We start from the raw sequence: 13,988 nt of genomic DNA, 5'->3' as shown, positions 1-13,988 counted from the left end.
TCAATCGACGACGAAGATCAGCAGCCGGGCCGCGTGCGACCGGGAGAAGAAGACGAAATCCGTGGCCGCGCACACGCCGTAGTCGTCGGGTGACAGCTCGACATGGACAGCCATCCGCACATCGCCGAGCGCCGTTTCGATGACGCCGACCACCGTGCTCAACTGGTCGGCGACATCGGCCCGCCGCCTGCCGAGCGCGGCCATCCCCGTCACCGCCGCACCGAACACCGTGACCCACCTGGTCACCGGCATGATCGGCCGCACGACACGGACCGGGCCGCCGGTGATCGACCGCACCACCTGTGGCAGCGGTTCCCGCAGCGGCAAGCCGTCGGCAAGCTCGATCACCGGGCCGAACTCGAGGATCACCTGGTGATCGGCGCCGCTGAGTGCGTCCGCCAGCGCCTCGAAGGCCGCCGCCGAACCACCAGCAACCTCGGCGCCGGTGCCGACCTCGATGGTCGCGGACCAGCCGTCCGCCGCGGAGCGCCAATGCAGCCTGACAACGGAGCCGTCCTCGACAAGGAACTCGATCATCTCCCGCACAGCCGCGCGCACCGTCTCCGGATCGGCAGTGGAGGGGAGACCAGGCAATCGCCCGCAGAGACGCCCGCCGTCGACGAATACCACCGAGTGCCGCCAGCCGCGCGGGGTCGGATAGACGTACACCGATTCCGGCGTACCCCACCGCCGATGCGCGGCACTCTTTCTGCGACCCATGCTCGTCAAGGTAGCGGGTAGGAGCCCATGTGTACGAAAGTCTCTGTGCTGCTTTGATATATCGATGAGCACCGAGTCCTTCCGACTGATCCGACCTGTCCGTGCCGCCGAAGCGGCCCCGGGCTGGGCCGCACAGTTTCCACAGTTCGAAGCGATCGTCGGCTATTCCGATCTCGGGCACGTCTTCCTGGCCGAGTCCGGGGGTGAGTTCGCCGTGCTGCATCCGTTCACGGCGGCCGCCAAGAGCTACGGCAGGTTCCCGAGCATCGAGGAATTCGCCGACACCGTGCTCCGCGACCCGGGATTCGCGGCCTATGTGCTGCTCCCTGACCATGTCGCCGAAATCCGCGCGCTGCTCGGACCACTCGGCGAGGATCAGGTCTACATCCCTACGCCGTACCCGTTCCTCGGCGGCTCGATGGAGCCCGACACGTATACCACCGGCGACATCTGGACCTTCCTCGACTTGGTCGCCCAGTTCCACGGCGTCGACCCGACACCGCGCGAAGCACCATCTCGCATCGCCCAGTTCGGCGACGAACAATTCGCCGCCGCGCTGGCCGACTGGGAGTGGATCGGGCTCGAGGGCAAACAGCCGGTCTTCACTTCGTTGTTCGGTGACGTCTTCCTCACCAGTGCGGACGGCGTCTGGCTGCTCGACATCGTCGAAGGCTCACTGACTCGAGCATGGGCGACTTCGGACGGATGCGAAGCCGCTCTCAACGACCCGGAACAACAGTCACGCCTGCTGCGTACCGAACTGATCACCGAGCTCGCGGCACGCGGCACGGTGCCCGCGCCCGACCAGATCTACGATTTCACCCATCCACCCGTCCTCGGTGGCGAGCTGAGGGCGGACAATGTGGAGGTGATGGATTTCGTCACCGCGGTCGGCATGGCAGGTCAGATCCACAACCAGGCCCGATTCATCCCCGAAGGCGCCCAGGTATCGATTGTCACCGGTGAGCCGCCACGCCGCTCCGGCTGGCGAAAACTACCCGGCCGCAAGTAGACCGGACAGCCGTGGCCCCCGGCGGGAGATCCGCCGAGGGCCACAGGCGCGCGCTCAGAGTGTGATCAGCGCAGGATCTGGCGGGACATGACCAGGCGCTGGATCTGGTTGGTGCCCTCGTAGATCTGGGTGATCTTGGCGTCGCGCATCATGCGCTCGACCGGGAAGTCGGTGGTGTAGCCCGCGCCGCCGAAGAGCTGGACGGCGTTGGTGGTGACCTCCATGGCCACGTCGGAGGCGAAGCACTTGGCGGCGGCGGAGATGAAGCCGAGGTTCTTCTCGCCGCGCTCGGCGCGGGCCGCGGAGGTGTAGACCATGAGGCGGGCGGCCTCGACCTTCATCGCCATGTCGGCGAGCATGAACTGGGTGTTCTGGAAGTCGGCGATGGCCTTGCCGAACTGCTTGCGGTCCTTGGTGTAGGCGATCGCGGCGTCCAGGGCACCCTGGGCCAGGCCGACGGCCTGCGCGCCGATGGTCGGGCGGGTGTGGTCGAGGGTCTGCAGCGCGGTCTTGAAACCGGTGCCGGGCTCGCCGACGATGCGGTCACCGGGGATGCGGCAGTTCTCGAAGTACAGCTCGGCCGTCGGCGAACCCTTGATGCCCAGCTTGTGCTCGAGCGGGCCGACGACGAAGCCCTCGTCGTCCTTGTGGACCATGAACGAGGAGATGCCGTTGGCGCCCTTCTCGGCGTCGGTCACGGCCATCACGGTGTACCACTCGGACTTGCCGCCGTTGGTGATCCAGCACTTGGAGCCGTTGAGGATCCAGCCGTCGCCGTCGGCCTTGGCGCGGGTGCGCATGGAGGCGGCGTCGGAACCGGCCTCGCGCTCGGACAGCGCGTAGGAGGCCATCTTGCCGTTCACCAGGTCGCCGAGGACCTTCTGCTTCAGCTCCTCGGAGCCGTTGAGGATCAGGCCCATGGTGCCGAGCTTGTTGACGGCCGGGATCAGCGAGGCCGAGCCGCAGACGCGGGCGACTTCCTCGATGACGATACAGGTGGCGACCGAGTCGGCGCCCTGGCCGCCGTAGGCCTCGGGCACGTGCACGGCGTTGAAACCGGCGGCGTTGAGGGCGGTCAGCGCCTCCTCGGGGAAGCGGGCGTTGCCGTCGACGTCCTTGGCGTAGGGAGCGATCTCCTTCTCGCACAGACCACGGATGGCACCGCGGAGCTCATCGTGGAAGTCCTCGAGCTGGAACAGGTTGAAGTCGGGGTTTCCCGCCATCGGGCACACTCCTGGTCGTGGTGGTGATCGCTGTGGTCGACAGCGCGTCTTCGTCGGCACTGAGTGCCAGTCCACTGAGGATTATACGCGCGGCACTCTGTCACTACATGGGGATATACCTGTGGCACTCAGTGCCGCACATGGGCCGCTACGGCGTGCTCGCGTTCACAGATTATCGAGCCGGGTGGTGAGCAGGTCGGCGACCTGACGCGGCGGCATGTCGCGCGGGAACACCGCAAGGACCAGTTCCTCGGGCCCGGGGACCGCCCGCCTGCCGCGCGGGATAGCGGCCAGCTCGGCGCGCAGATCGCCCACCTCGGCGCCCGGCTCGCCGCGCACCATCCGGCGCAGCAGATAGTTGTGGGTGGCGGTCACCGCGGCGGTGAACTGCACCCGCACCAGATCCGGCACCTCCGGCAGGCGCTCGCGCAGGAACTCGGTGAACAGCCGCTCGTAGCGAAACACCGTCACGATCTCACGCTCGCGCAGCGCGGGCACCCGACGCACCACCTGATACCGGCGCGCGGCGATGTCACGCCACTGGGTGAACCGCTCGAACACCCCGATCACGGCCTCACACACCGCGTCCCACGGATCCCCCACCGCCCCTTCCAGGAACTCCTGCGCGGTCGCCAGCTGGAATTCGTGATCGGCGAAGATCACGTCCTCCTTGGACCGGAACTGCCGGAAGAACGTCCGCCGCGAGATCCCCGCCGCCACCGCGATCTCATCCACCGCCGTCGCCTCGTACCCCCGCTCGGCGAACAACCGCAACGCCTGATCCACCACCGTGAGCCTGAACTGCGCCGCGTCGTCGTGTGCCACGGGGGTCAACGTTAGCCATCGGCCCGCGAGCCGATTCAGCCAGGCGAGCGACACAAGTCACCTCGATCGCGACCGATCGCGCGATTTGTCTACTTCGTTTATTTCGTTTGTTGCGTTTACTGCGTACACATCAATCATCGATGCCGCCGGTGTCCGAACGACGCCCCGAGCCGAGCGGGGAGGCACCCATGTCGACACTTCGTTCAGTCAAGCGCGCCGAACCCGGAGCGATCGACGCAGCGGTCGCAGACCGGGCCATGCGCCGGATCAAGGACTACCTCATGCACCACCCGGATGAGGAGATCATTCCGGTCACCGGCGAGATCGGCAGCGATGAGGCCCTGGCATTGCCCCGGGAGGCCGTCAGTTTGCTCGCATTCATCCTGGCTCAAGCAGCAGAAGGACGCGGCGTCTCGGTCGTTCCATCGAATGCCGAGATGACGACCCAGCAGGCGGCCGACATGCTGAATGTTTCGCGGCCCTATGTCGTCGGCCTCCTGGACGCAGGTGAGATCCCCCACCGCTTGGTCGGCAGGCATCGCCGCATCCGGTTCGACGATTTGAAGGCGTACGCGCAGCGCAGTGAGACCGCCAGCAGGGAGGCCGCCGATGAACTGACCCGCCTCGGCCAGGAACTCGAACTCTGATGGCATTCATCGTCGTATACGACGCGAACGTTCTCTACGGGAACGCCGTCCGCGACCTGTTCATCCGGTTGGCCCGCGCGAAAAGCCCGGACGATTTTCTGCTCGACCTGATCGACCTCGATGACCGGGTTGTCTGGGCGTGCGTCCAGGAGATCGCCTACTCACGTGGGGTGGGTCAGCGTCAGCCCAGGAGCTTGGTGCGGAGGGCTTCGTCTTTGGCGAGGACCATCTGTTCGAGGCCGGACTGGAACTGTTCCATGCGGGTGCGCAGGGACGGGTCGTGGGCGGCGAGGATGCGGACGGCGAGCAGGCCCGCGTTGCGGGCGCCGCCGATGGAGACGGTGGCTACGGGGACGCCCGCGGGCATCTGGACGATGGAGAGCAGGGAGTCCATGCCGTCGAGGTACTTCAGGGGGACGGGGACGCCGATGACGGGCAGGGGGGTGGCCGAGGCGACCATGCCGGGCAGGTGGGCGGCGCCGCCCGCACCGGCGATGACGACCTGCAGGCCGCGACCCGCGGCGTCGCGGGCGTAGTCGAGCATGCGCTGGGGGGTGCGGTGCGCGGAGACGACGCCGACCTCGAAGCGGACGCCGAATTCGGCCAGCGCCTCGGCGGCGGCCTCCATGGTGGGCCAGTCGGAGTCGCTGCCCATGATCAGGCCGACCTGGGGACCGTTGGTGCTCATGCTGTGCTGTGCCTTTCTGCGGCTGGCGCCGCGGGGGTTTCGGCCCTGGGGGCCTCGCCGCCGAGGGGCGATACTTCGCCTTCGGCGGTACGTCTCGCCCCTCGGCGGCGAGGCGGCCGAAACCCCGTGGTGGTCGGGTGGGTGGGTGGGTGGTTATTCGCCGCCGTGCGGGTCCCAGCCATCGGTCCAGACGGCGTGTGACATCCAGTGCGCCGCCCGCTCGGCCTTCTCGCGGACCTGGGCGACATCGTCGCCGAGGATGTTGATGTGGCCGATCTTGCGGTCGGGGCGCTCGCCCTTGCCGTAGAGGTGGACCTTGGCCTCGGGCAGGCGGGCGTAGAGGTGGTGCAGGCGCTCGTCCATGGGCATCTCGGGGGCCTGGGCGGCGCCGAGGATGTTGGCCATCACGGTCACCGGCGCCAGCGGGGTGGTGTCGCCGAGGGGGTAGTCCAGGACCGCGCGCAGGTGCTGTTCGAACTGGCCGGTGCAGGCGCCGTCCATGCCCCAGTGGCCGGAGTTGTGCGGACGCATGGCCAGCTCGTTGACGAGGATCTCGCCGTCGTGGGTCTCGAACAGCTCCACGGCCATCACGCCGACGACGCCGAGTCCGGCGGCCAGCTCGAGGGCCATGGTCTCGGCGCGGGCGCCGAGGTCCTCGGGCAGGTCGGGGGCGGGGGCGATCACCACGGCGCACTGGCCGTTGCGCTGCACGGTCTCCACCACCGGCCAGGTGGCGGCCTGCCCGAACGGCGAGCGGGCCACCATGGCCGACAGCTCACGCTTCAGGTCGACCTTGGCCTCGGCCAGCAGCTGCACGCCGTGCGCGAGCTGCTCGGTGACCAACCGCTCGGCCTCGGCGGCGTCGGCGGGCATCCACACGCCGCGACCGTCGTAGCCGCCGCGCACGGCCTTGAGGACGAAGGGCCACCCGTGCTCGTCACCGAAGGCGATGGCGTCGGCGGGCGCGGTCACCTCGACGAAGGCCGGGACCGGCAGGCCCAGCGCGGAGAGCTTGGTGCGCATGGCCAGCTTGTCCTGGGCGAAGATCAGGGCCTGCGGCGGCGGGGCGACGTTCACCCCCTCGGCGACCAGCACGTCGAGGTGCTCGGTCGGCACGTGCTCGTGGTCGAAGGTCAGCGCGTGCGAGCCGACCGCGGCCGCGCGTAGCGCCTCGAGGTCGTCGTGGCTGCCGTAGACGACATCGGGCGTGACCTGGGCCGCGGGGTCACCGGGCGCGGTCGCCAGCACCCGCAGACGCTGGCCGAGGGCGACCGCGGCCTGGTGCGTCATGCGCGCGAGCTGGCCACCACCGACCATGGTGACGGTGGGCATGGCAGACGGATCGAACGAACGTGCACTCACGTCGTGCAATGTTGTCATGTCGAAAGCGAATCTTTGCTACCGGTACACTCGGAACTCGTGTCAATCGTCGACGACGTGGTCAGCGTCCTTCCCCCGCGCCTACGCGAATCCGCGTACCGGCACCGTGAGCTGATCAAGTTCGCCATCGTCGGAGCGACCACGTTCGTGATCGACAGCGGCCTGTTCTACCTCCTGAAATGGACCGTTCTGGCCGAGAAACCGGTCACCGCCAAGATCATCTCCGGAGTGGTCGCGGTGATCGCGTCCTACATCCTGAACCGGGAATGGTCGTTCAAGAATCGCGGCGGCCGCGAGAAACATCACGAGGCGCTGCTGTTCTTCGGAGTCAGCGGCATCGGCGTGGTGCTGAGCAATATCCCGCTGTGGATCTCGAGTTACATGCTCGATCTGCGGCAGCCGAACGTGAGCTTCCTGACCGAGAACATCGCCGACTTCGTCAGCGCGTTCGTGATCGGCAACTTCCTGCAGATGGCGTTCCGTTTCTGGGCCATGCGCCGGTGGGTGTTCCCCGACGAGATGAACGAGATCGTCGCCGAGTTGGAAGACCTGATCGAAGAGGAACAGGAACCGCTCGGCCGCAGCTAGCGCGGCTCGGTCAGGGTCGCGTTGGGCGACCGGTTGACCTTCGAGTTCAGGAACACCGCGAACAGCGCCGGACGGCGTCGCTGCAGTTCCAGACGGCCCCCGTCGGCCTCCACCAGCGCGCGGGCCAGCGCCAGGCCCACACCGGTCGAGCCGCCTGCCGAGAAACCTCGGTCGAAGATGTGCGGGGCGAGCTCGTCGCGGATGCCCTCGCCCTCGTCGGCGACCTCCACGCAGATCAGCGGATCGCGTGAGCTCATGGTCGGGACGGTGCGCACCGAGACGGTGCAGGTGCCGCCGCCGTGCATGAGGGCGTTGTCGACCAGGACCGCGACGGCCTCGCGCAGACGGGAACCGGTGATCGGGGCCCGCAGCGACTCGTCGCCGGTCAGGCGCAGCTCGCGGCCCTCCTCGGTGAACGGGTGGGCCCATTCGGCGACCACGCCGCGCAGCTCGGCCATCACCGGGACCGGGTCGCGATCGGCGGCGTCCTCGTCGCGGGAGGCGCGCACCAGTTCGTCGATGGCGTCGGTGAGCCGGTCGACCTGGGCCATCGCCTCCTCGGCCTCGTGCACCACCTCGGGGTCGGCGTGGGTGGACAGCTCGTCCAGGCGCAGGCGCACCGCGGTCAGGCGGCTGCGCAGCTGATGCGAGACGTCGGCGACCAGCGCGTGCTCGCGTTGCAGGCGGCCCGCGATCTCGACGGTGGCCGAGTCGAGCACGTCGGAGACCCGGTCCAGTTCGGCGATGCCGTGGCGACGCGGGTCGGGCCGGAAATCGCCCATGGCCAGGCGGGCGGCGCGGGCGGCCACATCGCGCAGCGGGTCCGCGACCCGGCGCGCGGTCACGACCGCCACCGAGAAGGCGGCGCCGAGCGAGGCGAGCACGGCCAGCGCGACCGCGGCCACGGCCTGTTCCTGACGCGAGTGCATGGGCCCGGCGGGGACCTCGAGTCGCAGCGACCCGGAGGTACCCATGGACAGCGATTCCACCAGCGGATCATCGACGTGGTCGACGCCGATGTCGGTGCGCGCCGCGTTGTCGTGCGGCGCCGGATAGACGATGGTGAGCTTGCCGCCCTCGGGCACCAGCGCCCGCATCGCGCGCACGTCGAGCCCGTCCTGGACGGTGCCGTCACCGCCCTCCTGGGCGATCACCTCGGCGGCTACCCGGTCCAGGCGGCTCTGCAGGTCGTTGCGGGTGATGTCCTCGACCCACAGCCAGGCGGTGTAGATGAGCGGGACGCCGAGCACGACCGTGGTGATGGTGAGCACGGTCAGGATCGAACGCAGGATGCGGCGGCGCACCGCCGGTCAGCCTCGGCTCGCGCCCGAGGGCGCGTCGGTGTTGAGCCGGAAGCCGACGCCGCGCACGGTGACGATGCGGCGTTCGGCCATCGGCCCCTCGTCGCCGATCTTGCGGCGCAACCAGGACATGTGCATGTCGAGGGTCTTGGAACCGCGCAGATCGGCGTCGCCCCAGACCTCGCGCAGGATGGTCTCGCGCGGCACCACCTGTCCGGCCCGGTCGATGAGCACTTTGAGCAGCTCGTACTCCTTGTTGGCCAGGTTCACCTCGGCCCCGTTGACCAGCACGCGCCGGGCCGCGGGCTCGAGCCGGATCCCGCCGACCTCCACCGCGTCGTCGCCGATTCCGCTGCGCCGCAACAGCGCTCGCACCCGGGCCAGCAGTTCGGCCAGGCGGAACGGCTTGCCGACGTAGTCGTCGGCCCCCGCGTCCAGGCCGACCACGAAGTCGACCTCGTCGGTGCGGGCGGTGAGCATCAGCACCGCCAGATCGGCGCCGGAGGCACGCACCTGCCTGCACACCTCGAGACCGTCCATGCCGGGCAGGCCGAGGTCGAGGATGAGCAGGTCGTGGTCGCCTTCGAGGGCCCGGCGCAGCACGGCGGGGCCGAACCGTTCGACGGTGACGGTGTAGCCCTCACGCCCCAGCGCCCGCGACAGGGGTGCGGCGATGGCCTCGTCGTCTTCGGCCAGCAGTACGGCGGTCATGTGCCCAGGTTAAGTGGTCTGGACTCCGGCGCGCGGTCAGCTCACCGATACCCGGTGCCCCAGGGCTGGTCGCCGTGGGCGCAGTCGGCCTCGAAGACCTGGTGGTAGAGCAGCGAATGCACCTGCTGCACCTGCGGGATGTCGTCGTATTCCAGCGGTTCCTCCGAGGAGGAGCCGATGATCAGCGTGCCGGTGCCCAGCAGCCGGTCGAAGACGCCGTGCCGGAACTGCACGCTGGAGATGCGGCTGAGCGGGATGTCGATACCGGTGTGGGTGATGACGCCCTGACGCACCAGCACCCGCCGACCGGTGACGATGAAATGCGTCGACTTCCAGGCGATCACCCGCGCCACCACCCGCCAGGCCAGCACGCCCAGCCAGGCCAGCCCGATCAGCAGCAACAGCACCGTGCGCACATGACCCTCGGTGTTGCGCCAGGCCAGCCCACCGAGGAAACCGGCGAGCGCGGTCGCGACGATGAGGGTGATGATCGGCCACACCAGCATCTTCCAGTGCGGGTGACGGTGCAGGATCAGCTGCTCGTCGGGCGCGAGGACATCCTCCGGGTAACCCATGGACGCACAGTACCGCGCTGTGACGGCGCATTTCTCGAAGCCACGGCCGAACCGATACTGTGGATTCCACGCTAGCTGCCAGGTTTTGCCCATATCTGCTTGCTCGACACCGACAGTGGAGGCACGCGTGACCAAAGATCTGACCCAGCTCGAAATCCTGACGGCCCTCGAACCCGTGGCCGAACAGAATCTGAACCGGCACCTCTCCATCGCCAAGGACTGGAATCCGCACGACTACGTCCCGTGGGACGAGGGCCGCAATTTCGCCGCCATGGGCGGAAACGATTGGGAGCCCGGACAATCCCGGCTCACCGATGTCGCCAAGGCGGCGATGATCACCAATCTGCTCACCGAGGACAATCTGCCCTCCTATCACCGCGAGATCGCCGAGAACTTCTCCCAGGACGGCGCGTGGGGAACCTGGGTGGGCCGGTGGACGGCCGAGGAGAACCGGCACGGGATCGTCCTGCGTGACTACCTGGTCGTCACGCGTGGCGTCGATCCGGTGGCGCTCGAGGAAGCCAGGATGATCCACATGACCCAGGGCGCGCACGCCCCGGCGAACTGGGGCGGGTTCCTGGTGAACGTCGCGTACGTGACGTTCCAGGAGCTGGCCACCCGGGTCAGCCACCGCAATACCGGCCGCGTCTGCGACGACCCGGTCGCCGACCGCATGCTCGCGCGGGTGGCCACCGACGAGAACCTGCACATGATCTTCTACCGCAACCTGTGCGGCGCGGCGATCGACCTGGTACCCGATCAGGCGATGCCCGCGATCACCAAGGTGCTCACCAACTTCCAGATGCCCGGCGCGGGCATGCCGAACTGGCGACGCAACGGCGTACTGATGGCCAAGCACGGCATCTACGACCTGCGCCAGCACCTCGACGAGGTGGTCCGCCCGGTGCTCAAACAATGGAATGTCTTCGGGCGCGACGATTTCGGCCCCCGCGCCGAAGCCGCCCGCGACGACCTGGCCCAGTTCCTCGACAAGCTGGAGAAGGACGTCCTCAAGTTCGAGGAACAGCGAGACCGACTCCTCGCGCGCGAACGCGAGGTAGCCGAACGCCAGAGCACGGCAGCCGCCGCCCGCTGAGAAGGCCGACCCCTGGGCCCGCTGAGAAGGCCGACCCCTAGGGAGGCCGTTCGCGGCCCGGCCCGCCGGTCAGGTGCCGCGGCGTACGCGACGAAGGAGCAAGCCGCGGTACCTGACCGGCGGGCCCCCAGGGGGCCGCGAACCCGCGGCACCAGCCGCCATCAATACTGCCCGCGCAGGTGACTCACATCGCCCGCCGAGACCGCCCGCTCGCCGATGAACAGCCGACCGCTGTCGTCGACGCCGGTGGCCGTGCCGGTGATCACGTCACCGCCGGGCAGTTCCGCGCGCACCTCGAGACCGATGGTGGTGCAGCGTTCGCGGTAGGCGGCGGCGAGTTCGGTGGTGTCCCAACCCGCCCGCTGCCAGGCGGTGACCCGGCGGGCGAACTCGGTGAGGATGGCCGCGGCCAGCGCGGTGCGGTCGGCCTCGGGCAGTCCGGCCAGGCGCAGCGAGGTGGCGTGCGAGACCGGTAGCTCGTCCTCGGTGAGGTCGACATTGAGGCCGATCCCGGTGACCACGCCGGGGGTGTCCCCCGCCGCGACCACCTCGGCGAGGATGCCCGCCAGTTTGCGCCCGCGCAGCAGCACGTCGTTGGGCCATTTCAGTTCCGGGTCCAGACCGGTCGCCGTGCGCAGCGCGTCGACCACCGCGACCCCGGCCAGCAGCGGCAGCCAGCCCAGCTTCGCGGGCACCACGCCGGGCAGCCGCACCAGGATCGACAGCGAGATCTGCGCGCGCGGCGGGCTGACCCACTCCCTGGTGTGCCTGCCGCGCCCGCTCACCTGCTCCTCGGCCAGCAGTGCCTGGCGATCGATGGACCGGTCGACCGCGCGCAGGACCAGATCGGCATTGGTGGAACCGGTCGAGTCCACCACGTCGATCCGGTCGTAGAACGACGGCGCCGTCTCGGCGACGGAGCTGCGCAGACGGGGGGTATCGATCGGTGCCCTGTTCATTCCCGGCACGCTACTAGGCCACGACCGTGAACCATCACGACCGCAACCACCTGCGGTTTCTCTACTGACCGGTAGCCGAGACTGCCGTAGTGCGTGGACGTGTCGGTGGCTACACTCGCAACCCATGACGAGTGTCCAGCAGCAGCCCGCATCGGATTCGGCGGGCGCCCCCGATATCCACACCACCGCCGGGAAGCTGGCTGACCTGCGGAATCGGCTGGAAGAAGCGCAACACCCGATGGGTGAGGCCGCGGTCGACAAGGTGCATGCCAAGGGCAAGATGACCGCCCGCGAACGCATCCTGGCCCTGCTCGACGAAGGCTCCTTCGTCGAACTCGACGCCCTCGCCAAGCATCGCAGCGTGAATTTCGGCCTGGAGAACAACCGCCCGCTCGGTGACGGCGTGGTGACCGGTTACGGCACCATCGACGGCCGCGACGTATGCATCTTCTCCCAGGACGTCACCGTGTTCGGTGGCTCCCTCGGCGAGGTCTACGGCGAGAAGATCGTCAAGGTCATGGACCTGGCGCTCAAGACGGGCCGTCCGCTGGTCGGCATCAACGAGGGCGCGGGCGCGCGCATCCAGGAGGGCGTCGTCTCCCTGGGCCTCTACGGCGAGATCTTCCACCGCAATGTGCAGGCCTCCGGCGTGATCCCGCAGATCTCGCTGATCATGGGCCCCGCCGCGGGCGGCCACGTGTACTCCCCCGCGCTCACCGACTTCGTGGTGATGGTCGACCAGACCTCGCAGATGTTCGTCACCGGCCCCGACGTGATCAAGACCGTCACCGGTGAAGAGGTCACCATGGAGGACCTCGGTGGCGCGCACACCCACATGACCAAGTCCGGTGTGGCCCACTACGTGGCCTCCGGCGAGCAGGACGCCCTCGACTACGTCAAGGACCTGCTCGGCTACCTGCCCAGCAACAACCGCGCCGAGGCCCCGCGCCACGAGCCCAGCGACCCGATCACCGGCGCGATCGAGGAGTCCCTCACCGACGAGGACCTCGAGCTCGACACGATCATCCCGGACTCGCCCAACCAGCCCTACGACATGCACGAGGTCATCCGCCGTCTGCTCGACGACGACGAGTTCCTCGAGGTGCAGGCCGAGCGCGCGATGAACATCATCTGCGGTTTCGGTCGCGTGGACGGCCGCAGCGTCGGCATCGTGGCCAACCAGCCGACCCAGTTCGCCGGATGCCTCGACATCGACGCCTCGGAGAAGGCCGCGCGCTTCGTGCGCACCTGCGACGCCTTCAACGTCCCGATCATCACCCTGGTGGACGTGCCCGGCTTCCTGCCCGGCACCGGCCAGGAATACAACGGCATCATCCGCCGGGGCGCGAAGCTGCTCTACGCCTACGGCGAGGCCACTGTGGGCAAGATCACCATCATCACTCGCAAGGCCTACGGCGGGGCTTACGACGTGATGGGTTCCAAGCACATGGGTGCCGATGTGAACCTCGCGTGGCCGACCGCGCAGATCGCCGTCATGGGTGCTTCCGGCGCCGTCGGATTCGTCTACCGCAAGCAGCTCAAGGAAGCCGCCGCCAACGGCGCCGATGTCGACGCGCTGCGCCTCGAGCTGCAGAACGAGTACGAGGACACCCTCGTGAACCCGTACGTCGCCGCCGAGCGCGGATACGTCGACGCGGTCATCCCGCCCTCGCACACGCGAGGCCAGATCGTGTCGGCGCTGCGACTGCTCGAACGCAAGATGGTGAGCCTGCCGCCGAAGAAACACGGCAACATTCCGCTCTGAAAACGCGATATCCCGGATAGGCCGCGCACACTGGTTGCCAGGACGCAACTATTGATCGGCGCGCGCCTACCGGGAATGATCGCGGTTACCGCGCTGTGACATCGAAGCATCACGCTTCGTCCCGGGGCAGATCTCCCGGACGAGGCAGGAAGGATCTGGCACTGTGACAACTGTGGCAGAAGAGGACGTGTTGACCGCCGCCGAGCTCGAGCTCGCCGTCGAACCGCTCGTCGAAGAGGTCGAACTGTCTGTGAGCGCGGTAGCCGAGGTTCCCGCGGACGCCATCGGCGAGCCGATGTTCCGCATCCTCAAGGGCGCGCCCACCGATCAGGACATCGCCGCGCTCGTGGCGGTGCTCGCCGCGGCCGCCGCCTCGGCACCCTCGGGTGGCCAGGACGGCCCGCGTGACAGCTGGGGCACCGCGACGCTGATGCACCGGGGTACCTCCCCGTTCTCGCCGTACGCGTACCCGATGCTGTCGCACCTGCGCTGACGCGG

At 68.4% G+C, this 13,988-nt stretch carries 15 protein-coding genes and 1 pseudogene; 7 read left to right on the top strand and 9 right to left on the bottom strand.

The window, feature by feature from the left end:
• Positions 1-720, bottom strand: coding sequence for a hypothetical protein (locus tag QC180_RS24200; protein ID WP_278265099.1), 720 nt, complete (start codon positions 718-720; stop codon positions 1-3).
• 64 nt (positions 721-784) lie between these two features.
• On the opposite strand from QC180_RS24200, the gene QC180_RS24195 reads away from it, so the two are divergent.
• On the top strand, positions 785-1,732 hold the full coding sequence (locus QC180_RS24195) for a T6SS immunity protein Tdi1 domain-containing protein (RefSeq protein ID WP_278265098.1): 948 nt from the start codon (positions 785-787) through the stop codon (positions 1,730-1,732).
• A gap of 65 nt (positions 1,733-1,797) precedes the next feature.
• On the opposite strand, the gene QC180_RS24190 is transcribed toward QC180_RS24195, so the two are convergent.
• Together QC180_RS24190 and QC180_RS24185 are read right to left on the bottom strand one after the other, a co-directional pair.
• Complete coding sequence (locus tag QC180_RS24190; protein WP_278265097.1) at positions 1,798-2,955, bottom strand: acyl-CoA dehydrogenase; 1,158 nt, start codon at positions 2,953-2,955, stop codon at positions 1,798-1,800.
• A gap of 165 nt (positions 2,956-3,120) precedes the next feature.
• Positions 3,121-3,780, bottom strand: coding sequence for a TetR family transcriptional regulator (locus tag QC180_RS24185; RefSeq protein ID WP_278265096.1), 660 nt, complete (start codon positions 3,778-3,780; stop codon positions 3,121-3,123).
• Between the two features lie 188 nt (positions 3,781-3,968).
• On the opposite strand from QC180_RS24185, the gene QC180_RS24180 reads away from it, so the two are divergent.
• Both QC180_RS24180 and QC180_RS30405 read left to right on the top strand, forming a co-directional pair.
• The gene (locus QC180_RS24180; protein WP_278265095.1) at positions 3,969-4,427 is read left to right on the top strand and encodes a helix-turn-helix domain-containing protein; all 459 of its coding nucleotides are present in this window, start codon (positions 3,969-3,971) and stop codon (positions 4,425-4,427) included.
• Positions 4,427-4,576: pseudogene (locus QC180_RS30405) on the top strand (hypothetical protein); the annotation flags it as partial. The gene QC180_RS24180 and the pseudogene QC180_RS30405, both read left to right, overlap by 1 nt.
• A gap of 32 nt (positions 4,577-4,608) precedes the next feature.
• Here QC180_RS30405 and purE read toward each other — a convergent pair.
• Together purE and QC180_RS24170 are read right to left on the bottom strand one after the other, a co-directional pair.
• Complete coding sequence (gene purE / locus QC180_RS24175) at positions 4,609-5,115, bottom strand: 5-(carboxyamino)imidazole ribonucleotide mutase (protein WP_278265094.1); 507 nt, start codon at positions 5,113-5,115, stop codon at positions 4,609-4,611.
• Between the two features lie 153 nt (positions 5,116-5,268).
• Positions 5,269-6,495, bottom strand: coding sequence for a 5-(carboxyamino)imidazole ribonucleotide synthase (locus QC180_RS24170; RefSeq protein ID WP_278265093.1), 1,227 nt, complete (start codon positions 6,493-6,495; stop codon positions 5,269-5,271).
• A 39-nt stretch (positions 6,496-6,534) separates the two neighbouring features.
• Here QC180_RS24170 and QC180_RS24165 point away from each other — a divergent pair, with 39 nt between their 5' ends.
• The gene (locus QC180_RS24165; protein ID WP_278265092.1) at positions 6,535-7,083 is read left to right on the top strand and encodes a GtrA family protein; all 549 of its coding nucleotides are present in this window, start codon (positions 6,535-6,537) and stop codon (positions 7,081-7,083) included.
• Here QC180_RS24165 and QC180_RS24160 read toward each other — a convergent pair.
• From QC180_RS24160 to QC180_RS24150, 3 genes are read right to left on the bottom strand one after another with little or no spacing between them, the layout of a single operon-like run.
• Complete coding sequence (locus QC180_RS24160) at positions 7,080-8,387, bottom strand: sensor histidine kinase (protein WP_278265091.1); 1,308 nt, start codon at positions 8,385-8,387, stop codon at positions 7,080-7,082. The two genes, QC180_RS24165 and QC180_RS24160, sit on opposite strands and share 4 nt — an antisense overlap.
• Before the next feature lie 6 nt (positions 8,388-8,393).
• On the bottom strand, positions 8,394-9,095 hold the full coding sequence (locus QC180_RS24155; RefSeq protein ID WP_278265090.1) for a response regulator transcription factor: 702 nt from the start codon (positions 9,093-9,095) through the stop codon (positions 8,394-8,396).
• Between the two features lie 41 nt (positions 9,096-9,136).
• Entirely contained in the window at positions 9,137-9,670 is a 534-nt protein-coding gene (locus QC180_RS24150) for a PH domain-containing protein (protein WP_278265089.1), read from the bottom strand.
• Positions 9,671-9,797: 127 nt separating this feature from the next.
• On the opposite strand from QC180_RS24150, the gene QC180_RS24145 reads away from it, so the two are divergent.
• Positions 9,798-10,766 (top strand): acyl-ACP desaturase, encoded by a 969-nt coding sequence (locus QC180_RS24145; RefSeq protein ID WP_278265088.1) that lies wholly within the window; start codon positions 9,798-9,800, stop codon positions 10,764-10,766.
• Between the two features lie 161 nt (positions 10,767-10,927).
• Here the strand turns inward: QC180_RS24145 and QC180_RS24140 are convergent, their stop codons facing one another.
• Positions 10,928-11,725 carry a biotin--[acetyl-CoA-carboxylase] ligase gene (locus tag QC180_RS24140; protein ID WP_278265087.1) on the bottom strand — a complete coding sequence of 266 codons (798 nt, stop codon included), beginning with the start codon at positions 11,723-11,725 and terminating at the stop codon, positions 10,928-10,930.
• A gap of 124 nt (positions 11,726-11,849) precedes the next feature.
• On the opposite strand from QC180_RS24140, the gene QC180_RS24135 reads away from it, so the two are divergent.
• Both QC180_RS24135 and QC180_RS24130 read left to right on the top strand, forming a co-directional pair.
• The gene (locus QC180_RS24135; protein WP_278265086.1) at positions 11,850-13,490 is read left to right on the top strand and encodes an acyl-CoA carboxylase subunit beta; all 1,641 of its coding nucleotides are present in this window, start codon (positions 11,850-11,852) and stop codon (positions 13,488-13,490) included.
• Between the two features lie 163 nt (positions 13,491-13,653).
• Complete coding sequence (locus QC180_RS24130) at positions 13,654-13,983, top strand: acyl-CoA carboxylase epsilon subunit (protein WP_278265085.1); 330 nt, start codon at positions 13,654-13,656, stop codon at positions 13,981-13,983.
• Positions 13,984-13,988 lie beyond the last annotated feature (5 nt).

The sequence above is a fragment of the Nocardia anocheti genome, assembly GCF_029675105.1.
Classification (GTDB): domain Bacteria; phylum Actinomycetota; class Actinomycetes; order Mycobacteriales; family Mycobacteriaceae; genus Nocardia.
The sequence above is the reverse complement of the archived record's forward strand: the minus strand, read 5'-3'. Positions and strand labels throughout refer to the sequence as shown.

What these genes read in the sequence shown, in the direction of transcription:
- QC180_RS24200 (WP_278265099.1), bottom strand. Translation starts at nt 720, where the DNA reads ATGGGTCGCAGAAAGAGTGCCGCGCATCGGCGGTGGGGTACGCCGGAA.
- QC180_RS24140 (WP_278265087.1), bottom strand. Translation starts at nt 11,725, where the DNA reads ATGAACAGGGCACCGATCGATACCCCCCGTCTGCGCAGCTCCGTCGCC.
- QC180_RS24150 (WP_278265089.1), bottom strand. Translation starts at nt 9,670, where the DNA reads ATGGGTTACCCGGAGGATGTCCTCGCGCCCGACGAGCAGCTGATCCTG.
- purE (WP_278265094.1), bottom strand. Translation starts at nt 5,115, where the DNA reads ATGAGCACCAACGGTCCCCAGGTCGGCCTGATCATGGGCAGCGACTCC.
- QC180_RS24190 (WP_278265097.1), bottom strand. Translation starts at nt 2,955, where the DNA reads ATGGCGGGAAACCCCGACTTCAACCTGTTCCAGCTCGAGGACTTCCAC.
- QC180_RS24170 (WP_278265093.1), bottom strand. Translation starts at nt 6,495, where the DNA reads ATGACAACATTGCACGACGTGAGTGCACGTTCGTTCGATCCGTCTGCC.
- QC180_RS24155 (WP_278265090.1), bottom strand. Translation starts at nt 9,095, where the DNA reads ATGACCGCCGTACTGCTGGCCGAAGACGACGAGGCCATCGCCGCACCC.
- QC180_RS24195 (WP_278265098.1), top strand. Translation starts at nt 785, where the DNA reads ATGAGCACCGAGTCCTTCCGACTGATCCGACCTGTCCGTGCCGCCGAA.
- QC180_RS24180 (WP_278265095.1), top strand. Translation starts at nt 3,969, where the DNA reads ATGTCGACACTTCGTTCAGTCAAGCGCGCCGAACCCGGAGCGATCGAC.
- QC180_RS24135 (WP_278265086.1), top strand. Translation starts at nt 11,850, where the DNA reads ATGACGAGTGTCCAGCAGCAGCCCGCATCGGATTCGGCGGGCGCCCCC.